Here is a 26690-nt window from a genome sequence, read left to right on the forward strand (position 1 = left end):
CCGACCGGCCCTAGGCGTCCTGCAGTCCCAGGTCCTGCAGGCCCAGCAGGTAGCGGTACTCCACGCCCTCCGCGGCGATCACCTCGCCGGCGCCGGTGGCCCGGTCGACGACGGTGGCGACACCCACGACCGTCGCGCCGGCGTCGCGCAGGGCCTTGACGGCGGTGAGCGGGGAGTTGCCGGTGGTGGTCGTGTCCTCGACCACCAGGACCCGCTTGCCGAGCACGTCGGGGCCCTCGATCTGCCGCTGCATACCGTGCGCCTTGGCGGCCTTGCGGACGACGAACGCGTCGATCGGACGGCCCGGTGCGTGCATGACCGCGAGCGCGACCGGGTCGGCCCCCATGGTGAGTCCGCCGACGGCGTCGAAGTCCCAGTCGGCGACCAGTTCCCGGATGAGCTTGCCGATCAGGGGCCCGGCCCGGTGGTGCAGGGTGGCACGGCGAAGATCCACGTAGTAGTCGGCCTCCTTGCCGGACGACAAGGTCACCTTGCCGTGCACCACCGCCAGTTCTCGGACCAGCGCAGCCAACTCCTCGCGATCGGTCATCGCAACCCCTTACCGTCTCTCGTTCCACGCCGCGCCCGTGGGCGCCGGCGACGACGAGCCTAGCCGGGGTCCGGCGGTCAGGCGGCGACGGTGTCCGATCCGCCGGTCGGCGCGTCCGCGGAGGCGGCCGGCGCCGACGCCGGCGGGGCGACGGCGACGGGGGCGAGCGGGGCGGCGACCTCGAACAGCGGGACGGGCCCGACCGCGGCGATGCGTGCGAACACCGAGGTCGGGAAGGTGGTGGCCGCGGTGTTGATGGTGCGGCCGAGATCGTTGTGGACGCGGGCGGCCCCGGCGATGCGCTGCTCGCGGGTCCGCAGTTCGCGGGCGACGCGGATGAACGGCCAGTGGTTGACGCCGTCGAGGACGCCGATCAGCTCGTGCAGGGCCGCCGACAGGGTGTTCTCCGCGGCGGCCCGCTCCCCCAGGGACAGCCGCTGGTCGCGCATGGCGATCGCCAGGGATCGCGCCCCGACGACGGAGCTGAGCCGGCTGCGGTCCATACCTGCCCCGGCGGACGCCGCGACGAGTGCGGGTACCTGGTCGTAGCGGTCGTCGAGTTCGTTGGTCAGCAGGCGCAGGCTGTCGCGGTGGCGCATCTTCAGCACCCGGAGGCGGCGGACGGCGGCACGCGTCCACAGCAGCACGATCACCACGACCGCAACGACAATCACAAGAGCCACAGACGTCACAGGCCGGAATCTACCGCGCAGCCGCGGCGACACCCGGAGCGCGACGCGCCGTGTCGTGGCGCCGTGTCCGGACCGTTATCCGGTGCGGCCTACGTCCGGCCCCGGCCCCGGCCGACCAGGTTGGTCGCCCGGCGCACCAGGTTCTTCGGGACGAGCCGGCCCACCGTCGTGAGCACCTTGTACTGCAGGCCCGGGATGCTGATCACCTTGCCCGCCTCGAGGTCGGCGAGGGAGGTCCGCACCACGGTGTCCACGTCGAGCCACATCAGTTCCGGAATCGAGCTCATCTCGATCCCGGCCCGCTCGTGGAACTCGGTGTGCACGAAGCCGGGGCAGAGCGCCTGCACCTTCACCCCGGTGCCGGCGAGCCCACCGGACAATCCCTCGGTGAACGAAACGACGTAGGCCTTGCTCGCCGAGTACGTCGACCCACGTCCGGAGAGCAGACCGGCGACGCTGGCGACGTTGACGATGCTGCCCTTGCCGGCGGCGATCATCGGCGGCAACGCGGCCCGGGTCAGCTGCATCACGGCGGTGACGTTGACGTCGAGCTGTGCCTGCAGCACCGCCGGGTCGGCCGTCCAGAACTCACCGGAGGTGCCGAAACCGGCATTGTTGACGAGCATCTCCACGCCCTCGGCGAGGCGGCGGGCGACGGCCGCGCGGCCGTCCTCGGTGGCCAGGTCGGCGGCGAGGATCTCGGAGGTGGTGCCGAACCGGGAGGCCAGTTCGTCGGCGAGGGACCGCAGGCTCTCCTCGCGACGGGCGACGAGCACGAGGTCGTACCCCTTGCCGGCGAGTGCGCGCGCAAAGCCTGCGCCGATGCCCGAGGTGGGGCCGGTGACCAGGGCGACGGGCCGGGTGGCAGCGGAAGTCATGGGGTAAAGCTAGCGCAGCGCGCCGGCCGTTTCCGGCGACGTGCGCTCAGCGCCGCGCGGAGGGGCGGCCGGGATCGTGCGCGACCCGGTCGAGTTCCTGCGGCTCCACGATCGGCGGCAGCACGTGCAGGATTCCGGAGAGCCGGGCGACGGTCTCGATGGCCGAGTCCCATTCGCGGCCGGTGCTGCCCACGGGAATCGAGCCGAGGGTCCATTCGCCCTCGCTCCACAGCATCTGCACGTGCGGGGGGATCGACTCGGTGTACGCGACCATGCGCTGGTCACAGATGCGGCGGGCGATCTCGAGGTCGGTGGCGAACACGATGCGCGGCCCGATGGCGCCGAGCAGGTTCATGTCCGGGTCCTTCGGCGGCGGCGTCGACTTCAGGCGCAGGTCGATGTCGACGTCGGAGCCGACCTTGCGGCGCACCGCGACGATCGTCGCGGTCTCCTCGATGTCGAAGAGGATGAACTCCTCGCCGCGGCGGATGCCGTGGACGACGTCCACCGCGCCGAGATACTCCTGCTTGGCCAGGGCCGCCCGGTGCCAGTGCCCGGGCAGGGAGTCGTCGGCGGCGCTGTACTTGTAGCCCTGGGCGCGCGCCCAGATCTCCCGCACGCGACCGGACTGTTCACGCCGCGTGCGGTCGACGTAGAGCAGCGCCAACGCACCCGCGAGTGCGATCGCCGCCAGTCCGAACCACATCACCGTCATCGCGCGCCAGCCTATCGCGTTCTAGTTGCCCGGACCGCCGAAGGACGGCAGGGACGCGCTGACCACCGTGTCGGCGATCATCTCCCCGTTCCGCAGCGGCGACCCCTGCGCGACCACCGAGTCGCCGACCCGCAGCGCCGACGGGTCCGAACCGGCGAGCGACATGATCTGTGTGTCGGGGGTGAGCCGCACCGTGACGATCGAGCCGCCCATGCCACTGAGCGTGAGGGACGTGCCGTCGTTGGCGGTGATCGTGCCGACGACGGTGCCGGCGGAGCCGATGACGTCGCCGAGCCCGCCGGGCAGCTGCTCGAACGGCAGGCCGGGCACGGCCGGGTCGGTGGTCGGCGCGGGCGTCGTGGGGGCAGGCCGGGGCACCGTGGTCGTCGTGGTCGGGGCCGCTACGCTGCGCTGCTGCGGGTCGTCGCCGCTGCCGCCGCTGAGCAGGTAGCCGCCGAAACCGGCCAGCACGATCGACGCCACCGCGGCGAGCAGGATCAGGCCCCAGCGGCGGCGGGGCGGCTTCGCATCGAGCGGCGGGTACTCACCGGTGTGCGGCGGGGTCGGTGGCGCCGCGTAGTCCTGGGCATGGGGGTACTGCTGCGCCCCTGTGTACTGCTGCGTGGGGGCGTACTGCTGGGTCGGGGCGTACTGGGGTTGCGGACCGTAGGGGCCGGGCTGCTCGAACGCCTGGGTCGGGTTCGGGGGCGCCGCCGTCGGATCGAACCGCGGGTCGTACGACGGGTAGACCAGGGTGGGGTCGACGGGCCGGCCGTACGCCTCGGTCGGATCGGCGGTGTGCAGGACCCGGGTGTCGTCGGCGTCCGTCGCGCGCGCGTCGTCGTCGCGCCCCTCGTCGAGCGAGTAGGCGCGCTCCTGGGGAGTGCGCGGATCGTGCGGGTTCGTCATGGTCCCACCAAGGGTAGGCGCTCCGCGCCGGTGCGTCTTTCGGGCTGCTGGAGCAGCCCGAAAGACGCACCGGGCGCTACGCGCCTATGACCAGGTGGTCGCCGTCGTCGCTGACGCCCACCGAGACGGTGTCACCGTCCTTGATGTCCCCGGCCAGCAGCTTCTTGGCGAGCTGGTCGCCGATCGACTGCTGGATGAGCCGGCGCAGGGGACGCGCACCGTACTGCGGGTCGTACCCCCGCACGGCGAGCCAGAACCGGGCCGAACTCGACACGTCGAGCGTGAGCCGGCGGGCCGCCAGGCGCCCGGCCAGCTGCTCGAGCTGGATGTCGACGATCTGCTCGAGCTGCTCCTCCGTGAGCGAGTGGAAGACCACCACGTCGTCGAGCCGGTTGATGAACTCCGGCTTGAACGCCGCGCGCACCGCCGCCATGATGTGGTCCCGGTCGCCACCCGCACCCAGGTTCGAAGTGAGGATGAGGATGGTGTTGCGGAAGTCGACGGTGCGGCCCTGCCCGTCGGTGAGCCGGCCGTCGTCGAGCACCTGCAGCAGCGTGTCGAACACGTCCGGGTGGGCCTTCTCGACCTCGTCGAACAGCACCACCGAGTAGGGCCGGCGACGCACCGCCTCGGTGAGCTGACCGCCCGACTCGTAGCCGACGTAGCCCGGAGGGGCACCGACGAGCCGTGCGACGGAGTGCTTCTCGCTGTACTCGGACATGTCGATCCGCACCATCGCGCGCTCGTCGTCGAACAGGAAGTCCGCGAGCGCCTTCGCCAGCTCGGTCTTGCCGACGCCGGTGGGGCCGAGGAACAGGAACGAGCCGGTGGGCCGGTTCGGGTCGGCGACGCCCGCCCGGGAGCGACGCACCGCGTCCGACACGGCCTGCACGGCCTCGTCCTGGCCGACAACGCGCTTGCCGAGCTCGGACTCCATGCGCAGGAGCTTGGCGGTCTCGCCTTCCATCATGCGGCCGGCCGGGATGCCGGTCCACGCGGCGACGACGTCGGCGACGTCGTCCGGGCCGACCTCCTCCTTGAGCATGACGTCGCCGTCGGCGGCGGCTCCGGATGCGGCGGCCGCCCGCTCCAGCTCCTTCTCGAGCTGCGGGATGCGTCCGTAGCGCAGCTCCGCGGCCTTACCGAGATCACCGTCGCGCTCGGCGCGTTCCTCCTCGCCGCGCAGCGCCTCGAGCTGTTCCTTGATGCCACGCACCGAATCGATGGCGGTCTTCTCGTTCTGCCAGCGGGTGGTGAGCTGGTTCAGCTTCTCGCGTTCGTCGGCGAGTTCGGCACGCAGCTTCTCGAGGCGCTCCTTGGAGGCCTCGTCGGTCTCCTTCTGCAGCGCCATCTCCTCGATCTCGAGGCGACGGACGATGCGCTCGACCGAGTCGATCTCCTCGGGACGCGAGTCGATCTCCATGCGCAGCCGGGACGCGGCCTCGTCGACGAGGTCGATGGCCTTGTCCGGCAGGAACCGGGACGTGATGTACCGGTCGGAGAGGGTGGCGGCGGCGACGAGCGCGGAGTCGGTGATGCGCACGCCGTGGTGCACCTCGTACCGCTCCTTGAGGCCGCGCAGGATGCCGACGGTGTCCTCGACGCTCGGCTCGCCGACGAGCACCTGCTGGAAACGGCGTTCGAGGGCGGCGTCCTTCTCGATGTACTTGCGGTACTCGTCGAGGGTGGTCGCGCCGACGAGGCGCAGCTCGCCGCGGGCGAGCATGGGCTTGATCATGTTGCCGGCATCCATCGCCGATTCGCCGGTCGCACCGGCGCCGACGATGGTGTGCAGCTCGTCGATGAAGGTGATGACCTGCCCGGCCGATTCCTTGATCTCGTCGAGCACGGCCTTGAGGCGTTCCTCGAATTCACCGCGGTACTTGGCGCCGGCCACCATCGAGCCGAGGTCGAGCGCGATGACGGTCTTGCCGCGCAGCGACTCGGGGACGTCGCCGGCGACGATGCGCTGCGCGAGACCCTCGACGATGGCGGTCTTGCCGACGCCGGGCTCGCCGATGAGCACGGGGTTGTTCTTGGTGCGCCGGCTCAGCACCTGTACGACGCGGCGGATCTCGTTGTCACGGCCGATGACCGGGTCGAGCTTGCCCTCACGGGCGCGGGCGGTGAGGTCGGTCGAGTACTTCTCGAGCGCCTGGTAGGTGCCCTCGGGGTCCGGGCTGGTCACGCGGGCACTGCCGCGGACGGTGGTGAACGCGTCGCGCAGCGCGGCCGGGGTGGCGCCGTGCCCGACGAGGAGCTTGGCGACGTCGGAATCGCCGCCCGCCAGGCCGACGAGGACGTGCTCGGTCGAGACGTACTCGTCGTCGAGTTCGGTGGCGAGGTGCTGGGCGGCGGTCAGGGCGGCGACGGCTTCGCGGCCGAGTTGCGGTGTCTGGGTGGCGCCCGTGGCACGGGGCAGCCGCTCGACGAGCGTCTGCGCCTCCCGGTGCACGACGGTCGGGTCCACGCCGACCGCCTTGAGGAGCGGCGCGGCGATGCCGTCGGTCTGGTCGAGCAACGCGACGAGCAGGTGGGCCGGACGGATCTCCGGGTTGCCCGCAGCGGACGCGGACTGCATGGCAGCCGTCATCGCCGCCTGGGTCTTGGTGGTGGGATTGAACGAGTCCACTGCGAACCCCTTCCCTTCATTGAGCGAGCCGGTATCAATTCTGCACCCGCAAGCCTCCCGTCGCGGGCATTCGCAAGCTTCAACGGCACCAAACTTGAGTTTGTTCCGCTCAACTTTTTCCGGCGATGTGATGTGCGGCACATTCCGGGGTCGTCGAGCTGCCCGCCGTCGATTGTGGCCGAAACACCGTCACGGGACTACAGTGGCGGCGACCAGCAGAGACAGCGAGCAGGAGGGTGCGTGGAGGCCTTCGCCGTCGCCCGCGTCCAGCTCAGCTTCGCGTCGATCGTCGCGACCCCCGGCGGCGCCGAGCGCTTCGCCACCGCCTTCTACACCGCCCTGTGGAGCGACACCGTCGGGATCCGCGAGCTGTTCCCCGCCGGCATGGAGACGATGCGGCAACGGTTCGCGACCGCGGTCGGCTGGGCGGTCAACCGGCTCGGCGAGCCCGACACCGTCACTGCATTCCTCACCCAGCTCGGGCGTGACCACCGCAAGTACGGAGTTCGGCCCGAGCACTTCCGGTCCGCGGGCCGGGCACTGCACACCGCCGTGCGCGAGTGCACCCCGCCGATCCTGTGGACCGACGCGCTCGACCGCACCTGGGCCCGGGTGATCGACCTGCTCGTCGGGACCATGGCCGACGCCGTGGCCGACGACGAGCTGCCCGCCGCGTGGGGCGCCACCGTCGTCGGCCACGAACGGGTGCTGCCCGACCTGGCGATCATCCGGCTCGAGACGGACTCGCCGATCCCGTACCACGCCGGTCAGTACATGAGCGTGCAGATCCCGCAGCGCCCGCACATGTGGCGGTACCTGTCGGCGGCGCTTCCTCCGAATCCCTACGGCCAGATCGAATTCCACGTCCGTCGCGTGTCGGGCGGCTGGGTCAGCCCCGCGCTCGTCGGCGAGACCTCCGTCGGCGACCGCTGGGTGATCGGACCCCCGCTCGGGGGGCTGCACGTCGACCGCGACAGCGGCGAGGACGTGCTGATGATCGCCTCCGGCACGGGCCTCGCGCCGCTGCGGGCGCAACTGATGGAGATGGGCATGCGGGGCGACAATCCGCGCGTGCACCTGTTCTTCGGCGGCAAGTACCCCTGCGACCTCTACGACCTGCAGACGCTGTGGCAGCTGGCCACCACCAATCCGTGGCTCACCGTCGTCCCGGTCGTCGAGGAGACCGAGAACCCATGGTGGCACCCGGTTCCCGTCGAGGACCCCCCACCGGGCCTGCACCGGCCCCTGCACGGCAAGCTCGGCAAGGTGGTGTCGCAGTTCGGCTCCTGGGCCGATCGGCAGATCCAGATCGCCGGCTCCCCGTCGATGATCCGCACGACGCTCTACGCGCTGTCCGCCGGCGGCACCCCGCGGCAGAACATCAGCTTCGACCCGCTGTAGATCCGCATCTGCCGCACATTGTGTGCCGGTGACCCTACCGCACTGCACCGGCGGTGACCGCAATTCGTTCCCCTTCGAGCCACCCCACGGGTAATTCGACCTCCGAAGCGATACCTGGGGATCTCGTTCAGCCCCGGCAATGGACCTACCGTCCACCGTGTTGAGCGTTCCGATTCGCCCGTTGAGCCGTTGTTGAGCGCCGTCCGGACACTTGTTGTTGCCCATTCATACCTCCCCCGGGAGCAAGAGATGCAACCCCGAGTGCCTGTTTACGTGTACGCCGACGACTCGATACTCCGGGCCGGAGTAGTCAGTCAGCTGCGCATGCGGAGCGAAGTGGCCGTCGTCGACACCGATCCGGAATCCGCAGAGGTCGCCATCCTCGCCGCGGACGTTCTCGACGACGCCACCATGCGGACCCTCCACGCCCTCCAGCGCGGCTTCTCGCCGCGAGTGATCCTTGTACTGCGTGTCATCGACGACGCCACCCTCGTCGCCGCCGCGGAAGGCGGTATCAGCGGTCTGCTCCGCCGCGGCGACGCGACACCCGACCTCCTGGTCCGCACCATCCAACGTGTGGCGGCCGGCGACGGTGTCCTTCCCCCCGACCTTCTCGGCCGACTGCTCGGTCAGGTCGGCGCTCTGCAGCGACAGGTCCTGACGCCACGCGGATTGCGGTTCTCGGGGCTCTCGGAGCGCGAGGTCCAGGTGCTTCGACTGGTGGCCGACGGACACGACACCTCGGAGATCGCGCAGCAACTCTGCTACAGCCAGCGCACGGTCAAGAACGTGCTGCACGACATCACCACCCGCCTGCAGCTCCGCAACAGATCGCATGCCGTCGCATATGCGGTCCGCGAGGGACTGATCTGAGGCGGGTGGGCGCCGTGATATCCGACGTCGACGCTGCCCTCCGGCGGCTGATCGAACACGAAGCGATCGACGACGCGGAGGTCGACGTCGTCTTCGACGCACCGACGAAGGATTGGGCGGCCCGCCGCACCGGTCCGACAATCGACGTCTACCTGTACGACATCAGGGAAGACCTACGCCGGCGCCAACGCGGCCTCGTGAACGAGTACGACAACGGTCTCGTTCGCGCCAGGCATCTACCTCCGCGCTACTTCAAGCTCTCCTATCTCGTGGCCGCGTGGACCCAACGCCCCGAGGACGAACATCACCTCCTCGGCAGGTTGCTGACGTGCTTTCTGCGTCACGACGCACTCCCGGGCAGTCTGTTGTCCGGTTCGCTGGCCGACCTCGGTCTGCCCGTCCCGGTCGCCGTCGCGCTGCCACCGCCCGAGGACCGATCGTTCGCGGACGTCTGGACAGCGCTCGGCGGTGAACTCAAACCGTCCCTCGACCTAGTCGTCAGCATGCCCACCCCTACCGGTCGCGTGCACCCGGCCGCTCCACCTGCCCTTCGCACTCCGCGCCTGTCCACCGAAGGGAAACACGGCTCGGTTCCTGGTGAGCAGAAGCGCAGACGCGCGCCAGCGCCGGACAGCTCCGATCCCGTCCCATCCGGCCTCGAGACCTTGCCGGAGGACGCACCTCCGGCGGGCGGCGAGAGTCCGTCGATCACCGTGCGCAAGTCTCGCCGCAAGCAGGGACGCAGCGAATGAACTCGGACGCCAACCTGCGGGATCTGCTCGACCGGTGCGCCCTGATCGAGGCACGCGTCCGCACGGTCGTGACCCATCGGCGCAGTTACGATCCAACCCCCGACGACCCCTTCCGGGGCCTGTATCTGAGCGACGAATCCGCCGTGACGTTGCTCGACGTGGTTCCACCCCCGCCGGAGTCGGACCGTGCGGCTCGCATCGCTCTGGATCGCCACGCCGATGCGGCGGAAGCGGCGGGTGCCGAACTGCGGCTGCGTCGGCTCACCCGGTCGGCCGGGTTGTCCGACATCGACGTCGACGCGTTGCTGATATGCATGCTTCCGGACCTGAATTCGCGGTTCGAACGTCTCTACGGCTACCTCAACGACGACGTCACGCGGCGGAGGGCGACGATCGGCCTGGTCCTCGAACTACTCGAGCTGTCCCCCATGACGGCCGAGCATCGCGCACGATTGGCGGCAGGGGCACCGCTGATCGACACCGGCCTCGTACTCGTGGAGGACGAGGAGCGCCCGTTCCTCACCCGGGGCCTGCGAGTTCCGGATCGCGTGACCCAGCATCTGCTCGGCGAAGATCGCTGCGACCCGGAGATCGCCGATCTGCCTTTCGATGCAGGGCATTTCGAGTCTCCCGCGTCCGACCGGATCGCGCGGACGATACGAACAGGCCAGCACTGCACCTACATCCGGGAGTCCATCGGGTCCGGCGCTCCTGCTGTTGCCGTTGCAGCCCTGGAGGCGGCAGGTCGCTCCGCCATGTGTGTGGACGCCAACCGGCTGCTCGAGCACCCCGACCCGGCCCGCGCGGTGGGTGGGCTGGGCCGAGAAGCGGTGCTACGCGGAGCCGGGATAGTCGTGACACCGATGGACGCGCTGGCCCCACACACGGCGATCATCCGGGCGTTGTGCAAACTGACAGCACCCGTCGTTGCGATCGGAACCGTCACCTGGGATCCGCGCTGGTCGGACAGCGTGCCGCTCCAGGTCGAGGCGGAGCGCCTGTCGACCGAGGACCGAGCACACCTCTGGGCCGTCGCAGCCGGGGACAGCGTCGTCGACGGCTCCGTCACCGAGGTCGCGAACCAGTTCGTGCTGGGTCCGGCACAGATCGAACGTGCGGTTCGTTCGGCGCGTATATCGGCGAGCCTGACCGGCAGCACCCTCACCAGGCGAGACCTGCGCCAGGGAGCGCGGGCGCAGAACGCGGCTGGGCTGGAGCGACTCGCCCGGCGCATCGAACCCTCGGTCGGCTGGGACGATCTCGTACTCCCCCACCGCGTCGTCGACCAGCTGCACGAGCTTACCGCTCGTGCTCACTATCGGGAGCGGGTCCTCACCGACTGGCGGATGCGGCCCGGTGGCGGACGAGGGCGTGGAGTCACCGCCCTCTTCGCAGGTGAATCGGGCACCGGCAAGACCATGACCGCGGAAGTCATAGCCGGGGATCTCGGTCTCGACCTGTATTCGGTGGACCTGGCCGCAGTGGTGGACAAGTATGTCGGCGAAACGGAGAAGAACCTCGAACGCATCTTCGCGGAAGCGAGTGGCGTCAACGCCGTGCTGCTGTTCGACGAGGCCGATGCCGTGTTCGGCAAGCGAAGCGAAGTACGCGACGCGCACGATCGCTACGCGAACATCGAGAGTGCCTATCTGCTGCAACGCATGGAGAGCTTCGACGGGCTCGCCGTCCTCGCAACCAATCTGCGTGCCAACCTCGACGAGGCATTCATCCGCCGCCTCGATGCCATCGTGGACTTTCCGACGCCCGACGAGGACGCACGGCGGGCGCTGTGGCGGCACTGCTTCGACTTACCGGCACCGTGCAGCGACGATCTCGACGTGGACTACCTCGCCCGATCCTTCACGTTGTCGGGCGGCAACATTCGTTCCGCAGCCATCACCGCCGCCTACCTCGCGGCGGCGAGCAACAGCGTGATCGGGATGGAACACGTCATACCCGCGGTGCGTCAGGAATACCGCAAGCTCGGCCGACTCGTGCCGGAATCCGTCGCCGCCGGGTGATCCGATCGTCACGATTCCGTTCTTCGGATGCACAATCCGCCGATGCATCCGAGGAGACACCCCACCACCACGAGCGTCAACCCGCTTCCTCCGGGCGCCGCAGCGAACTGTGCATTCGCATAGACGGCGAATCCGATTGTGACAGCGATGGCGAGGAGGCCGGCGATGATGGTCATGCCACCTTTGGGACGCAGGATGCCGATCAGCATGAGTGCGATGAGCACGATCACGACCGCCCGAGCGATGGGTTGAGTCACGTAGGTGTAGTCGTCTCCGGTAGCGACGCTCATGATGTCGCCGATACCGGGGAACCGCCGCACCGTCAGCAGCGGAACCTGCCGTGCATCACCCGTCCACGGGAGGAACGCGCCGATCAGGGCGATCAGGCCTCCGAGGAGAGTCGCAGCGATCCGGATCAGCGGAAGCAGGTCGTCCGAGGTCTGGGTGAGCACGGCGCCGGTATCCACGACGATTCCGCCGTCCTCGGCACCCACCTCGAGGTTTCGGACCTTCGCGTGCCCCATTCGTGGACGCGGCGCCCGGACGGTGACCATCGCCCAACCTGCTTGCCCTGGAAGTATGTTCAACGTCGGCGGGTCGAAGGAGAACTGGACGGCGTTTTCGGGGTCGCGGCCTACCAGTCGCGCCCGGAGAGGCAAGGCTCTGCTCCTGTTGTCGACGACGACACGCAGCTGTCCACGCGAACTGTTGTGCACGGTGAACTGTTCCGGCTCGAGCCGTATCCGAGCGAGGGTGATCGGTGCCGGGGACGCCGTCTGCACGAAGGCGCCCTGGGTCTTGACGGAACCGTCCTCGTTGCTCGCCACGACCCGGATCTCCCGGGAGACCGTCTCTCCGCCCGGCGGTGGTGGAGCGGAGACCGTCATCGCGACCCGCGACACCCCGCCCGGCGGCACTTCGATTGCCCACGACTCGAATTCGAATCCGACGGCGCGTTCCGGATCGGAACCGTTCAGCCGCACTTTCAGTGGTTGCGATCCACGGGTGTTGTCCACCGCTACACGGCATCGACCGTGCGTCCGGTCATTGACCTTGATCTGTTCCGGTTCGAGCCGGATCTCGGCCGTGGTGATCGGGTTCGGCGAGGTCGTCTGTATCAGAGTTCCGTCTACGGTGGCCTCCCTGGTGCCGTCGGTCGCGACGACCGTGAAGGGCTTGCTCGTTTCCGGCTCCTTCGGTGGCGTGACGAGTTGAGCGCGGACACCGACGCGACTCTCCGAACCGGCCGCGACGTCGATCTTTGCTACGTAGAACAACACCCGCACCGATCCTTCCGGGTCTCGGCCGGAGAGCTGGACATGTCGGGCGACGCCCCCCTTGCGGTTGTCGATGATCAGCCACCCCTGCCCGTAGGGTGCATCGGCAGCCTTGAGCGTGCTCGGTTCGAGCCGCAGCTGCAGTGCCGACACCTCTTGTTCGATCGTCAGGTGCGTCTCGATCTCGGCCTGATCGTTCGCACCGCGGATCGTGGCGCGATACGACCGTGCCGAACCGGCCTCCGGTGGTGGCACGAGGACGGCGAGTCCGATCGGAACCGTCTCCCCCGGAGGAACTTCGATGACGTCGGCGGAGAACTCGAATTCGAGGAGATCCTCGGCGTCCGAACCGCTCAACTCGAAACGTTGAGGATAGTTGCTGCTTCGATTGTCGACCTTCAGCTCGACCTTCGCCGATGTCCCGTCCCGGAGCCTGACCCGCTCCGGTTCGACGTGGAGCTGAGCGGGGTCGCCGATCGGTGGCACCGTCAACGCCAGAGCGACGTCGGTGGCGGCGTCAGGATCCTCGTCCGAATGTACTCGGATCGGCAGCGTGAATCTCTGAGCGGCAGGCCATCTGGGTGCATCGATCACGACGCTGATCGTGGCCGGCTTCTCCTCGTCGGGATAGAGGGCGATCGCGGGATGCGTCAGCTTCAACCAGCCCGGAGCATCGAGCGGCACCGCCCGGAAGCGATCGACGATCGTGGAGGTGTTGTGCACCCGCAGATCGAACGTGCCACCCCCTTCCGGATCGATCGTCAGCTCCGGGGTGACGACCTCGACGCGCGGCGGACGCGCCTCACCGCGACCGCCGGCGGCACTCCTCCTCGGGGTCGAGGGACCGGCACTTCGCGTGCTCGACGTGGCAGTCGCTCGCTCCGGCGGACTCCAGGACGTCACCACCGGGATCTGGGACGTGAGTGTGCGCCCCTCATGGGTGCCCGATCCAGACTCGAACCCGACGAACCGTCCGCAGCGAACACAGAATTCGGCGTTCGCGGCATTGACGGTGCCACAGTTGCCGCAGATCGGTGCGGCATCCGTGTTCGAGATCCGCCTCGGGTCGTCCATGTCAGCCGGTTCCTATGAGGGCCTTCGCGGTTGCTGATCGCCGGAACCTTGATTCCCTGAATTCCCGTTGTTGGAATCTCCAGTACCTGCGTCCCCATCGGTATCACCAGTGCCACTGGAATCTCCGCCTCCGGAACCATCGCCACCGGAATTCCCTCCACCGGATCCTCGCTGTCCAGTTCCGTCTTGACCGGTGTACGGGGGGCATTGGAGCGGCGACTGGACGACCGATCCGTCCCAACATGTGAAGTCCGGGGGCGGGGGACACGACTGCCCCAATGGCACCCACGATCCATCCCAGCACGGGAAGACGGGTGGACTCGGACACGACCCATCCGACAACGGAGGACTACCGTCCGGACACGTCGGTGGCGGGACAGTCGGACACGACCCATCCGACAACGGAGGACTACCGTCCGGACACGTCGGTGGCGGGACAGTCGGACACGACCCATCCGACAACGGAGGACTACCGTCCGGACACGTCGGTGGCGGGACAGTCGGACACGACCCATCCGACAACGGAGGACTACCGTCCGGACACGTCGGTGGCGGGACAGTCGGACACGACCCATCCGACAACGGGGGACTACCGTCCGGACACGTCGGTCCTGGGGTCGCCGTATTCGGTGTGCCCGGTCCGGGACTACCCGGTTGTTGGGGCTGAGTCCTCGGTCCGGGGCTTCCCGGCTGCTGCGGCTGAGTGTCCGGACCGGACGGGGTCTGTGGAATCGGCACGCACGGTCCGGCCGGCGGCTGTAGACGCTGTTCCCCTTCGGCGCATTCGGGCGGTGGGGGCGCTTGCGTCGGGATGTCCGGGAAGAAGGAGATGAGGCTGACGCGCCAGTCGTCATTTTGTTTCACAGCGGCGACGCGGTCGACGCGCATGTCGCTCTCCTCGAGAACCGCCCCGTCCGACGCCGTCACCTTCTGGTTCAGCATCACCGCGCGCTCGACAGCGTTTTCGGAGTCCTTCGGGTGCTCTCCGAGGATCACCAGGGCATCGGCGATCACCGAAGCATCCGCGGCTTTCCATTCGTCCCACCACACGCTGGTTCCGCGTTCACTGGAGTGATTCGCTGCCGCGAGCTCGGGAGTCAGATACGTCGATGCCCGCTCGTAGGCGTCGCGTGTGGAGGCGTCCGTCGTCGGATACCACGTGAACATGGTTTCGAGGGCACCTTCGATGGCGTCTCGTGCACCGTCCGGAAGCGAGTCTTCATCAGTCCCCGTCCACGCCGACTGAGGATCCGGTTCTCCGTCTCCGCACGCCACGACGAAACCCAGCGCTGCGATCAGCGCTACGAATGCCGAGAGAAAGCGCAGCGATCTCATCAACCCTCCTGGGAGTCGATCGTTGCACGCCCCCATGGCCGAAGAACGGGGGCGAACGACAGAATGCCCGTTCGGGAACGGCACTCGGAACGTTCGAGCGGGCATACCGGACTGGGGGGGCACGGATCCTCGACGAAAGGGCCGAACCGACCGGCAACCCTGCCGTCGTAGAACGGGTCTGGTGATAGTTGAAGCCGTACATCGGATGCGACCGAGTCCACAAGATGCCGGCGGGATCCATGCCATGAGAATGCGTCGTGCACTCGGACGGCTCGCGGGCCTGCTCGTGGTCGTCCTGACAGTTGCGTTGGGTCAACCGGGACCGGCATTCGCCGATACCGGGGCGGGTGTCCCCTGCCCCATGAACCGGAAACCGGTCGCGGACGGCACGTTCGTCGTCTCGTCCCCGTTTGGTGCCCGAAGTGGGGGTTTCCACCAGGGCGTCGACCTGGCCGGGGATGCCGGAACCGACATATATGCAGCCCTCGACGGCACCGTCTCAGCGGCCGGGCCTGCCAGCGGCTTCGGGCAATGGATCGTGATCGACACACCGACACGTACCGGGGTCGTCTCCACCGTCTACGGGCACATGTATCCCGACGGCGTGCTGGTGCGCACCGGTGATCCGGTGAGGACCGGGCAGCACATCGCCGACATCGGATCCAACGGCCAATCCAGCGGACCGCACCTCCACTTCGAACTGTGGGAGGGCGGGCGCTTCAACGGTCGAGCCGTCGACCCCGCTCCCCTGCTCGACGAGGGCGCATCGTCGGGTTCCTCCGTGGTGGAACTGGTGGCCGCCACCACCGACTGCTCCGTCGGTGTTCTCACCCCCGGACTCGTCCCGCCCGAGTTCGTACCGTGGCTGCTGAAGGCCGGCGTGATGTGTTCGGGTATTACCGCACCGCTCCTGGCGGCGCAACTGGAGGCGGAGAACGGATTCCGGCACGGCCCGTCGGCCCCCGTCTCGTCGACGGGAGCCCGCGGCCCAGCACAGTTCATGCCTGCCACGTGGACGACCTGGGGCAAGGACTACGACGGCAGCGGACCTCCCCCGGACGTCAACAGCATCGCTGACGCTGTGATGGCCCAGGGCGCGCTGATGTGCGAAAACCACCGATCAAGCGCCGACGCCATCTCCACGGGCCGTGTGGTCGGCGATCCGGTGGCCCTGGCGCTCGCCGCCTACAACGCCGGATTCGGTGCGGTGCTGGAGGCGGGAGGCATGCCCTTCGGTGGGGAGTACACCACCCAGACACAGCCCTACGTGAAGAAGATCCTCGAGCGCGCCAAGGCGTTCGCGGCCGCGCCCTGGGCGACGGGGACGATCCCACCGCCGCCGACCGAGGCGCCGCAGCCCGATGTCGGCGACCGGATCGTCGAGGTGGCCCGGACCCTCGAGGGGACATCGTGGGTCTGGGGCGGCGGCAACATCGACGGCCCGACCAGGGGTGGTATCGACAGTCCCGGCCTCACCCGGCATGCGGTGGCGCAGGCAACGGACGGCAAGGTCGTGTTGCCACGTTCGACTCAGGAACAGTGGGAGATCGGCGACCCCGTTCCGGTCAACGAACTCGACCCCGGGGACCTGGTCTTCTCAGGGTGGAACGAGTTCGACATTCCCACCCACGTCGGGATCGCGGTTGGCGGCGGCAAGATGGTGCACGCGTCGACCGACAGTGGCGTGACCGTCTCGAACTTCGACCCCGAGTCGGAGGGGCGGCGAGTGACATGAACCTCGGGAAGTGCTCCGGATCGCTGCTCACGTCGTGCGCAGTGGTGCTCATCGCGTCCGGATGCGGGGAGAGTGTCCAGGGAACGGCCACTCCGGACATCGACCGGGAGGATCCGCTCGCCGTCATCGAGACCGCACTGGAGACGATGTTCACATGGAGGCCGGCAGAGGACGAATCGGGAACCGCCGCACTGGAGCGGGCCGCACCGTACCTCGGTCCCGAACTCGGGTCCCAAACCGTCGTCTCTCAACCAGGACCCGGATCACAGTGGGAGCAGTGGAAACGCGACCAGGCGACCGTCCACGCGGACGCCGCCTTCCTCGCCGACGAGCATCCCCCCGACAGCGACGACACCGTCCACCGTGTCGTCTCGATCAGACAATCGGCAACGACACCGAACGACCTGCTCATCGACGAGAACGAACACGTCGCATGGGCGATTGCGACCAGAGGTGACGACGGATGGCGGCTGACGTCGCTGCAGTTCTGATCTTCCTGTAGAGATGGGATCCCGACATGCTCGAGAACGGCGGACGGATCTTCACCGCTGCCGTCGGTGTGGTCGCTCTCGTGGTGGCCGTGATCTTCGTCGGCCACGGTCTCCTTACCGGCCCTACTACACCTTCGGCAGTCTCCGACACGTCCATCGCCGCGAACGCACCGCCGGGTGAAGCCGACTCCAGCGCAGCGACGGGTGGGCCCGACCACCCACCTGAGGGCGGCGGAGCGCCCGACTCCGCACCAGCACCGGAGCCCAGCACCGTACCGGGACCGTACGGGAACGGCGGCGCAGGCGGAGGTGGCGCTGGCGGAGGCGGCGGAGGTGGAGGCGGCGGAGGTGGAGGTGGAGGCGGCGGCGGTGGCTCCGGCACCGCCACCCCGGAGCCCTACACCGACGCCTCGACCGAAGTCGTCAAGCCGAATCCCGTACCTGTCGATGTCGTCCTCCCCCAGATCACCGGGGGCGACCCCGCCGTCACCGATACCTTCAATGCAGCGATGCGCGCCGCTCTGGACGACCGCATCGCGGAGGTACGGGCCGGTGGTCGATTGACCGGCTCGGACGGCGAGGTCGCCCATATCGGCGAACGCGTCACTAGTGGCGTGCTACTGGTGACAGCCGAATACGAGGAGTCCGCAGAGGACTTCGCAGACACCGTCGTGGTCGGCATCGACTCCGGTGACGTACTCACGCTCGACGAGATCTTCACCGACACCGCTGACGGCCTCGATCGTCTTGTTGCCGTCTCCCGCGAACTCGGCCCGAGCACCGACGCGGGCGCCTCGTTCGACCTGAATGCCGTCAGCGCCGACCCGGCATTGTTCTCCCGCTGGCTTGCGACCCCCGACGGGATGCGGATCTACTTCGCCGAGGGATCCGTCGCACCGACCTACTCCGATCTTGTGGAACTCACCGTGCCGTGGGAGGAACTGAGTACTGTGCTCGACCCGGACATGCATACAGTCCTCACCAGCTGAGAATCCTGCCCGATCAGATGCACGTTCGGGCAGTCATCGTTGCCCGAACAGCCACGCCTTCGCATCTTTCGTGCGGCTGGAGAACGGTGGATGTTCGGTGCGTACCGACGGAAGCGAGAGACCATGCGCACGCACGAGACAGATCACGACGGCGATGCGGAGCTGCGTCCCAAGGCTTCGCGACTCGACGAACCGAACTCGGCTCTCGCTCTGAGAGCGGCGTTGTCCGGACGTCTGGACGTCGCCGGACCCGAAGGCATGGCCGGGCTGCAGCGTGTCGTCGGCAATGCCGGAGCGTCGGCGCTTCTCGACGAGGATCGTTCGCCCGTGCACGACGTCGTCGCCTCTGCTGGAACACCACTGCCCACCGACCTACGAACCGAGATGGAGGGCCGGTTCGGCCAGAACTTCGGGGACGTGCGCGTCCACAACGACGGGTCAGCGCACGAATCAGCGAAATCCGTCAATGCGCAGGCGTACACGGTGGGTTCGGACATCGTCTTCCAGAACGACAGGTACGACCCCGGATCGGACACCGGCAAGCATATGATCGCTCACGAACTTGCCCATGTTGTGCAACAGCGCAATGGCCCTGTCGACGGCACCGACGCCGGCGGTGGAATACGGATCAGCGATCCCTCGGATCGGTTCGAACGCGACGCCGTCGCGAATGCCGACCACGTCATGGCCGCACCCGCTCCCACGACCGCGCCCTCCGGCGCACTCCAGCGAACCACGGAAGAGGGATCCGCTGCGGTGCAGCGTGAGGAGGCCGCGGAGGAAAAGGAAGACGAAACCGCCCAGACCTTCGTGCAGCGTCAGGAGGAGGAGTCCGAGGAAGAATCGGCGTGATGCCATGACTGCACCCACTCGGGTCACGAGATCCGTTGCCCCGACACGCACTCCTGCGCGATCGGCTGCTGCTGTGCGGTCGGATTCCAACTCGTTACGCCGGTTGCAGTCCGCCGCGGGCAACCGCGCCGTTGCGTCTCTCGTCACCCAGCGTCTCGACGCCGGACCCGTCCAGGGCGGGTGCGTTGCGCCACCCGTAGAGCCGGCACCCGCTGATCCACAGAAGGATCCGCAATGGGCCCACGCGAAACATGAGATCGAGACCAAAGCCGACGCAACCAAAGCGCATCCCCCTGCCTCGAAGGAAGTGGGTGAGGCGCAGAACGCGGCCGTCGCGCCACCCGACGACAAGGAGGCTCAGGCCAAGGCGGCCCACACCGTCAAGATGGACGCCGCGAAGCCTGGTGGATTCGACAAGGCGGGCTTCATCGCCGCGGTGAAGGCCGCGATCGCGGCGAAGGCTCCGAAGAACCTGGACGAGGCGGACAAGTTCGCGCAATCCGGCAAGGCGGATCAGGTCAAGAACGAGGTGATGAGCAAGGTCACCGGAGGGAAGCAGGCGTCCGCCCGAGAAATCAAGGACACGACCGAGGCGACACCGGATACCTCCGCGGCGAAGGACAAGCCGGTAACACCGCTTCAGGCACCCCCATCTCCCCCTACGCCTCCACCACCGGATCCGAAACTGTTGGCACCGAAACCTGCCCCCGAGGAACAGACGAGGCTAGGTGCGGAGAGCTGCGCCACCGACCACAAGATGGCGGAAGCCGGTGTCACCGAGGAACAACTAGCCAAATCGAACGAGCCCGAGTTTACCGGTGCGCTTGCGGCGAAGAAGACTGCCGAGGAGCACGACGCGAATGCGCCCACTGCTGTGCGCGAGAAGGAAGCTCAGGTCATCGCCGGTGCCACTGCGGATGCCGATGCCACGGCGAAGACCGGACTGAGCGCGATGACCGCCTCGAAGGGTAGTGCGCTGCAAGCGGCCGGTGCGGGCAAACAGGCCACCAAGTCCGCCGACGAAGGGGAACGAACCCGGATCACCGGCGAGATCAAGAAGATCTTCGACAAGGCGAAGACCGACGTCGAGGGGATCCTGACCGGTCTCGACAAGACCGTGTCCGACCGGTTCGAGGAAGGTGAGAGAAAAGCCAAGGAAGCGTTCGTCACCGACCACCAGGCTCGCATGGTTGCGTACAGAGCGAAGCGATACGGCGGTCCCGGTGGGTCCGCGTTGTGGTTGAAGGACCTGCTCCTGGACATGCCACCCGAGGCGAACGCGCTGTTCCTGGAATCGAAGAAGCTGTACGAGTCGCGGATGGAGGACGTCATCGGCGGCATCGCCGATCTCGTGGGCTCCGAACTCGCACGTGCGAAGGCCCGGGTGTCCGAGGGGCGCGCACAGGTCCAGAAGTTCGTCGCGGAGCAACCCAAGAACCTTCAGAAGCTGGCCGGTGATGCCGCCAAGGAAATCGGTTCGCAATTCGACGATCTGGAGAAGTCCGTCGACGAGAAGCAGGAGTCGCTCGTCGACGATCTGGCGGAGAAGTACGTCGAGGCACGCAACGCGGTCGACGAGGAGATCAAGAAATTACAGGCGGAGAACAAGGGACTCGCAGGTCAGGCCGCCGAGGCGATCGGTGGCGCGATCGAGACGGTGAAGAAACTCAAGGACATGCTGCTCGGCGTCTTCACCCGAGCCGCGAACGCTGTCGAGAAGATTATCAAGGACCCGATGGACTTCCTCGAGAAGTTCGTCAACGCCGTCAAGACCGGCATCCAGAACTTCATGGCGAACATCCTCACGCATTTGAAGAAGGGGCTGCAGGGTTGGTTGTTCGGCACCCTCGCCGACGCCGGAATCGAGATCCCCGAGAAGTTCGATCTGAAGGGCATCATCGGTCTACTGCTGTCCCTGCTCGGCCTCACATGGACGTCGATCCGAACGCGGATCGTCAAGGCTGTCGGGGAGAAGGCGATGAGCGCGATCGAGAAGGGCGTCGACTTCGTCAAGATGATTCTCACCGAGGGTGTCCCGGGACTGTGGAAGTTCATCGCGCAGAAGATCTCGGACCTGAAGGAACAGGTGATGAGTCGCATCCGCGACTTCATCATCACCAAGGTGATCACGGCTGGCGTGACGTGGCTGATCTCGCTCCTCAACCCCGCAGCGGCGTTCATCAAGGCCTGCAAGATGATCTACGACGCGGTGATGTGGTTCGTGGACAACGCGCAGCGGTTGAAGGACTTCGTCGATTCCGTCCTCGACTCGGTCGAGTCGATCGCAGCGGGTGGAGTCGGCAAGGTAGCAGCCCTGATCGAGGCCACCTTGTCGAAGACGGTGCCGATGCTGATCAGCGGCCTCGCCAGCCTGCTCGGCCTGGGCGGCATCGCCGACAAGATCAAGAGCATCCTCGAGAAGGTCCAGACCCCTGTCGGCAAGGCGGTGGACTGGCTGATCGCCAAGGCGGTCAAGTACGGCAAGAAGTTCCTCGACAGGTTGAAGAAGTCCAAACTCGGCAAGGGCGCGGCAGGCGTCAAGGCGAAGGCGAAGGCCGCTTACGCAAAGGGCAAGGCCTGGGTGAAGAAGAAGTACGAGGCAGGCAAGGCGTGGGTGAAGAAAAAGTACGAGGGCGCCAAGGCCTGGGTGACAGGGAAAATCTACGACGACAGCCCAGAAGGAAAGCAGAAGCGGCTGGACAAGGGACTCGCGGACGGAGTCACAGCTGCGAACAAGTATGCCGGCAAGCCTGTGGGCGAGAGCATCCTGCGACCCTCCCTCGGCTTCATCAAACTCAAGCACGGTCTCCAGGTTCTCGAACCTGTCAGGGAGGGGGAAAATTGGGCAATTCACGCGGAGGTGCAACGAGCCAAGCGTACATCTGACGCCAAAGTCGACAAGACAGTGCCAGTCGGCACGCCATTCACCGCAGCTCCGAAGTGCACAGTCGACGAATATGGTCGCGCCAAGAGTGCGTCGGCGAGCCTTGTATATTCACCCAACAAGGTTGATTCGCCACGTGGTTCGCTCCGAGGAAAGGGAAGTTGGCTTATTCCAGGGATGCACGCAGGGCACTTGATTCCCCACTCATTCGGCGGCAAGTACGAACCGGGAAATCTGGTTCCGATAACCAAGTCCACAAACAAGATGTTCACAGCCGTCGAGGGCACCGTCCGAAAGGCGTTTAGACGGAAAACTGATGCCAAGGCGGATTACGAGGCCCACTGCGAATACAATAAGAGCGGACCCAGCGACCTAGAGGAATGGGTAAGGTCCACGTACCCACTCGGCAAAAAGGCTCAACCAGACGGAATTGGCGACGCAATATTTTCCATGATCGCCAATGAAGAAATTTCGATTGCGCAAACAGTAGCAAAGAGGCTGGACATTCCTTATGCTGCATTCAACTACGATAAGCTGAAGAAGCAGATGGCGAGGACGTTCTTTGCGACTCGATTCACAATTTCCGTGAAAGGGCACGGAGAACCTGGTGGATCTTTCGATAATGTCATCTAGTCTGCAGTGGCCGGTGGACACCTTGGGTACGGTCAAAAACTCTTGACCTCGGCACCGAACATGCGACCGGGTCTTAAGCCACCTGCAAATTGAACATGACCCGCCAAATTCGACAACAAACGAAACGACATTTCAAATAGAGACAACTCCGCAACCCCCGGGACATCCGATGTTTTCTCCAGACCCCCTCCATACACCGAAGCAAACTTGGAAAAGCGGAACCTCTAGACTTCAGTTCGTAGAACATCGGCAGTGCGCATCGGAAAGATCGGAGTCGTGCCCAATCGCGCACTTGTAACTGCCCGTGCGTCCGTCCACCAATATCTGCAGTGATGCTCCGAACGGGTGCACTATCAACTCATCTCACCGAATGCCATCCGAGGAGGCGCCATGCCGACCTACCTGTCGCCCGGGGTCTACGTCGAGGAAGTTGACTCCGGGTCCCGGCCGATCGAAGGCGTCGGGACCGCCGTCGCTGCCTTTGTCGGTTTGTCGGAGAAAGGGCCGTTCAACGAACCGACCCTCGTCAGCAACTGGACCCAGTTCACCGGTCTCTTCGGTGGTTTCGTCGATGGCGCATGCCTCGCGCGATCGGTCTACGCGTACTTCCAGAACGGTGGCGGCAACGCGTACATCGTTCGCATCGGCGACAGCAACGGCAGCAGTGGTTCCAAGTCGGCTCCCAAGCCCGTCGAGGCTGCCCCGCAGGGCATTCTCGGCAACTTCCGTGTGCTCGCGATCGACCCGGCCGCAGCCGAATCCGGCATCGAAGTAGAAGTCGTGCCGAGTGACGCAGAGCCCACGGACGGGACCTTCAAGCTCGTCGTCCGCAGGGGCGGTGAAACCGTCGAGGAGCATTCGGGTGTCACGCCCGGACGGGGCAAGACGAATGCCGCGACCGTCGTCAACGGCCAATCCCGGACGATCAAGCTCGAACAGATCCCCAACGCCCAGGCCTCCGACGAACTCGCCGTCGGCAAGAAGGTGACGCTGGCGGCACCCGCACAACCGGCGCTGCTGCCGTCCGCTCAACTCACGACCGACGACTACGTCGGTGACGTCTCGGAACGCACCGGTTTTTCCGGTCTCGAGGCGATCGACGAGATCACCATGATCTGCGTTCCTGATCTGGTCACCGCCTACCAGCGCAGCGCGATCGACCTCGACACCGTCATCTCCGTCCAGCAGGCCATGATCGCGCACTGCGAGCTGATGGGTGACCGGATGGCGATCCTCGACCCGCCGCCCGGCCTCAATGCGCAACAGATCAAGGAGTGGAAGAGCGACAAGGCCAACTACGACTCCAAGTACGCAACCCTGTACTGGCCATGGGTGAGCACGGACGGTGGAACTTACCTCCCGCCTTCCGGTTTCGTCGCCGGCGTCTGGGCGCGCAACGACGACACGCGAGGTGTCCACAAGGCCCCCGCGAACGAGGTGCTGCGCGGTGTCGTCTCTCTGCAGACACAGATCACCCGCAACGAGCACGACCTGCTCAATCCTGTCGGCATCAACTGCATCCGTTCGTTCCCCGGCCGTGGGATCCGCGTGTGGGGTGCCCGTACGCTGTCGTCCGATCCGGCGTGGCGGTATCTCAACATCCGCAGGCTCTTCAACTACCTCGAGGAGTCCATCCTCAACGGGACGGACTGGGTGGTCTTCGAGCCGAACGATCAAGCACTGTGGGCGAAGCTGCGCCGGACGATCAGCGCGTTCCTCGTCAATGAATGGCGGAAGGGCGCTCTGTTCGGCAGCACTCCCGACGATGCGTTCTACGTCAAGTGCGACGACGAAACGAACCCGGCCGAAGGAATCGACGCGGGCGAAGTGGTCTGCCTGATCGGTGTGGCGCCCGTGAAGCCAGCCGAGTTCGTGATCTTCCGACTGTCCCAGTTCTCCGGCGGCACCAGCCTGGTCGCCGAGTGATCGACGTATCGAACAGTGAGGAACCGCAATGCCTCTACCGGAATTCGACAGCTCGGTAGGCCACTCGTTCGGACTCGAGTTCGACGGGCTTCAGATCAAGGCCATCACCGAGGTGACCGGCCTGAAAATGGAACAGGACGTCATCGAGTACAAGTCCAACGAAGCGAAGGACGGAAAGTACCTCGTCAAGAAGCTTCCCGGACGTTGGAAGGCCGGTGAGGTCACTCTCACCCGGCCGCTCACCGAGGACCACGGATTCGACAAGTGGATCAAGGACTCTCAGCTGGGAAAGATGAAGGACGTTCGCAAGGGGGGCGCCATCGTGGTGTACGACTACGAAGGACAGCCCGTCAAGCGATACACGCTCACCAATGCCTGGCCGAAGAGCCTCGAGGTCAGCTCGATGAAGGCCGGCGACACCAGCGTCATGACGGAGAAACTGGTACTGACCTTCGAACGCGTCGAGGTGGACGGTGCGTAGAGCCAGCACCTCCACCCTGACAGTGGAGCACGAGCCAGACCGTTCGGCAGAAACTCCGGGTACCCGAGAAGCGCTGCGCACGGAATTCGGTTTCCTGTTGCCCCGTGGCTACATCGATTCGGCAGGCACCGTCCACCGCGACGGTGTCATGCGCCTCGCGACGGCCCGCGACGAACTCGTCTCCCAACGCGACGACCGGGTGCGGGAGGATCCGTCGTATCTGACGGTGGTGCTGATCAGTCGGGTCGTGTCCCGGCTCGGCGGCATCGAGGACGTGCACGCCGGAGTCGTGGAGAACATGTTCGCGTCCGACCTCGCCTTCCTCCAGGATCTGTATCGGCGGATCAATCAGGACGGGCACACCCGGGCGGGCGTCACCTGTCCGGAGTGCGGATGCGACTTCGCCGTCGACATCGCCGGGGGCCGCCTGGGGGAATCGTGACGTACGGGACCGAACGTCTGCACGCCGAGGTCGCGTACATCGCCTATCACCTGCATTGGTCGTTCGACACGATCCTCGACCTCGAACACGCAGATCGGCAACGGTTTGTGCGCTTGAGCCGGAGCTTGGCGCCGGAATCCGCGAGGAGGTGAGCGATGACCATCCGATGGCCGTGGCAGCGCCGGTCGGCCGAACCCGCCCGGACACCGCCCGAACGTCCGGACGTTCGCCCCTCGCGGACCTCTCGCGAACGGCTGTCGTTGCCCCCGGTGCAGCGGGTGGTCGAACCGATCGAGTCGACCACACAGTTCGACGGATTCACTCGAACGCTCACAACCTCCCGATCGCCGGCTCTCGTCGAACCGCTCCCGACGGTCGGCGCCGGTGTGCCGTGGTTGTCGCTGACCGCGGCCCCTACGTCTACGCCGGTGTCCCGGCACGACGGTCCAACCCCCCACACCGTCGCACAGCGGCACCACCGGCCCCCGGGCTCCCTCCAGCGAGCAAGGGTCGGTGCCGTGCCGTCCACCCCCACCGACACGGCTCCGCCGCCTGCTCCCGTTCGTCACCTCGACTCGTCGGCCGTATCGAACGAGGTACCCGGTGCACATACCGAGATCGACGAGATGGTCACTGCGTCGCCACCGGACGACGAACGGGCACTCCCTACTGTTTCGACGTTCCCGGTCGACGAGCTTCCGGTGGGACGGATCCTGCCTCTCTCTGCCCACGCGGGCCACCAGGATTCGGACCCCGCGGAGGTTGTGCAGGACCGGCCCGTGGATCCACCGTCGGTGCTGCAGCCCGAGGTCGCACAGCAAGTATCCATCGAGCCACGCCCGCAGCCCCAGCTCGAACCGCAACCGCAACGGACGCGGGCGCGTCCCCCGCATCACGAATCGCCGCGCGTGGAACGGCAGAGCATCGATCGGCTTCCTCCCCCGCGCGAGCAGCCACTCCGCCGTCCCGTCCAGCGATCGGCGGCAGAAGTATCGGCGCCGTGCCTCGAACGTTCGTCATCGCCTCCGACCCCGGGGCCGGAACCGGCTCCGGCTCCGGACTCGACCGAGCATCCCGCCACACCCGAACCCCACCGTCGCCCCATTCGCCTCGAAATCCGAGCCGATGACACCGCGGTCGAGACGGTG

General features: G+C 66.7%; 20 protein-coding genes. 13 read left to right on the forward strand and 7 right to left on the reverse strand.

Annotation, left to right across the window (positions count from 1 at the left end):
- Window positions 1–10: 10 nt before the first annotated feature.
- The 6 genes from pyrE to clpB all read right to left on the reverse strand — a co-directional run bounded on the left by pyrE (window position 11) and on the right by clpB (window position 6376).
- Window positions 11–550 carry an orotate phosphoribosyltransferase gene (gene pyrE / locus AC2IPW_RS19400; protein WP_048772104.1) on the reverse strand — a complete coding sequence of 180 codons (540 nt, stop codon included), beginning with the start codon at window positions 548–550 and terminating at the stop codon, window positions 11–13.
- A 77-nt stretch (window positions 551–627) separates the two neighbouring features.
- Window positions 628–1224, reverse strand: a complete 597-nt coding sequence (locus AC2IPW_RS19405; protein ID WP_003938378.1) for a LemA family protein — start codon at window positions 1222–1224, stop codon at window positions 628–630.
- A 107-nt stretch (window positions 1225–1331) separates the two neighbouring features.
- A complete protein-coding gene (locus tag AC2IPW_RS19410; RefSeq protein ID WP_289381522.1) occupies window positions 1332–2120 on the reverse strand; it encodes an SDR family NAD(P)-dependent oxidoreductase in 789 nt (262 codons plus the stop codon).
- 46 nt (window positions 2121–2166) lie between these two features.
- Complete coding sequence (locus AC2IPW_RS19415; RefSeq protein ID WP_040783650.1) at window positions 2167–2826, reverse strand: type III secretion system chaperone family protein; 660 nt, start codon at window positions 2824–2826, stop codon at window positions 2167–2169.
- Window positions 2827–2856: 30 nt separating this feature from the next.
- Complete coding sequence (locus tag AC2IPW_RS19420) at window positions 2857–3744, reverse strand: DUF5666 domain-containing protein (RefSeq protein ID WP_450121333.1); 888 nt, start codon at window positions 3742–3744, stop codon at window positions 2857–2859.
- A gap of 76 nt (window positions 3745–3820) precedes the next feature.
- A complete protein-coding gene (gene clpB, locus AC2IPW_RS19425) occupies window positions 3821–6376 on the reverse strand; it encodes an ATP-dependent chaperone ClpB (RefSeq protein ID WP_486375413.1) in 2556 nt (851 codons plus the stop codon).
- Between the two features lie 240 nt (window positions 6377–6616).
- Between clpB and AC2IPW_RS19430 the strand changes: the two genes are divergently transcribed.
- The 4 genes from AC2IPW_RS19430 (at window position 6617) to AC2IPW_RS19445 (ending at window position 11423) form a co-directional block, all read left to right on the forward strand.
- Complete coding sequence (locus AC2IPW_RS19430; RefSeq protein WP_486375414.1) at window positions 6617–7777, forward strand: FAD-binding oxidoreductase; 1161 nt, start codon at window positions 6617–6619, stop codon at window positions 7775–7777.
- Between the two features lie 249 nt (window positions 7778–8026).
- Window positions 8027–8650 (forward strand): response regulator transcription factor, encoded by a 624-nt coding sequence (locus tag AC2IPW_RS19435; protein WP_486375415.1) that lies wholly within the window; start codon window positions 8027–8029, stop codon window positions 8648–8650.
- 5 nt (window positions 8651–8655) lie between these two features.
- Window positions 8656–9402 (forward strand): Pvc16 family protein, encoded by a 747-nt coding sequence (locus AC2IPW_RS19440; RefSeq protein WP_486375416.1) that lies wholly within the window; start codon window positions 8656–8658, stop codon window positions 9400–9402.
- Window positions 9399–11423 carry an ATP-binding protein gene (locus AC2IPW_RS19445; protein ID WP_486375417.1) on the forward strand — a complete coding sequence of 675 codons (2025 nt, stop codon included), beginning with the start codon at window positions 9399–9401 and terminating at the stop codon, window positions 11421–11423. Before AC2IPW_RS19440 ends, AC2IPW_RS19445 begins: the two co-directional genes overlap by 4 nt.
- Window positions 11424–11431: 8 nt before the next feature.
- On the opposite strand, the gene AC2IPW_RS19450 is transcribed toward AC2IPW_RS19445, so the two are convergent.
- Window positions 11432–13423 carry a COG1470 family protein gene (locus tag AC2IPW_RS19450; RefSeq protein WP_486375418.1) on the reverse strand — a complete coding sequence of 664 codons (1992 nt, stop codon included), beginning with the start codon at window positions 13421–13423 and terminating at the stop codon, window positions 11432–11434.
- 2047 nt (window positions 13424–15470) lie between these two features.
- Here AC2IPW_RS19450 and AC2IPW_RS19455 point away from each other — a divergent pair.
- The 9 genes from AC2IPW_RS19455 to AC2IPW_RS19495 all read left to right on the forward strand — a co-directional run bounded on the left by AC2IPW_RS19455 (window position 15471) and on the right by AC2IPW_RS19495 (window position 25694).
- Window positions 15471–16844: a peptidoglycan DD-metalloendopeptidase family protein gene (locus AC2IPW_RS19455; protein WP_486375419.1), complete on the forward strand. Its 1374-nt coding sequence runs from the start codon at window positions 15471–15473 to the stop codon at window positions 16842–16844.
- Window positions 16841–17335, forward strand: coding sequence for a hypothetical protein (locus AC2IPW_RS19460; protein ID WP_486375420.1), 495 nt, complete (start codon window positions 16841–16843; stop codon window positions 17333–17335). The genes AC2IPW_RS19455 and AC2IPW_RS19460 overlap by 4 nt, the downstream gene beginning before the upstream one ends.
- Window positions 17336–17844: 509 nt before the next feature.
- The gene (locus tag AC2IPW_RS19465) at window positions 17845–18324 is read left to right on the forward strand and encodes an RsiV family protein (RefSeq protein ID WP_486375421.1); all 480 of its coding nucleotides are present in this window, start codon (window positions 17845–17847) and stop codon (window positions 18322–18324) included.
- Window positions 18325–18582: 258 nt separating this feature from the next.
- Window positions 18583–19176, forward strand: coding sequence for an eCIS core domain-containing protein (locus AC2IPW_RS19470; protein ID WP_486375422.1), 594 nt, complete (start codon window positions 18583–18585; stop codon window positions 19174–19176).
- 73 nt (window positions 19177–19249) lie between these two features.
- Complete coding sequence (locus AC2IPW_RS19475; protein ID WP_486375423.1) at window positions 19250–22693, forward strand: DNA/RNA non-specific endonuclease; 3444 nt, start codon at window positions 19250–19252, stop codon at window positions 22691–22693.
- A 390-nt stretch (window positions 22694–23083) separates the two neighbouring features.
- Window positions 23084–24619 (forward strand): phage tail sheath family protein, encoded by a 1536-nt coding sequence (locus AC2IPW_RS19480; RefSeq protein WP_486375424.1) that lies wholly within the window; start codon window positions 23084–23086, stop codon window positions 24617–24619.
- A 28-nt stretch (window positions 24620–24647) separates the two neighbouring features.
- The gene (locus AC2IPW_RS19485; protein WP_050035730.1) at window positions 24648–25100 is read left to right on the forward strand and encodes a phage tail protein; all 453 of its coding nucleotides are present in this window, start codon (window positions 24648–24650) and stop codon (window positions 25098–25100) included.
- A 148-nt stretch (window positions 25101–25248) separates the two neighbouring features.
- Window positions 25249–25542, forward strand: a complete 294-nt coding sequence (locus AC2IPW_RS19490) for a phage tail assembly protein (protein ID WP_221776391.1) — start codon at window positions 25249–25251, stop codon at window positions 25540–25542.
- Complete coding sequence (locus tag AC2IPW_RS19495; protein ID WP_486375425.1) at window positions 25494–25694, forward strand: DUF6760 family protein; 201 nt, start codon at window positions 25494–25496, stop codon at window positions 25692–25694. The genes AC2IPW_RS19490 and AC2IPW_RS19495 overlap by 49 nt, the downstream gene beginning before the upstream one ends.
- Window positions 25695–26690: the final 996 nt, after the last annotated feature.

It is taken from the genome of Rhodococcus sp. NS-SX18 (genome assembly GCF_057367935.1).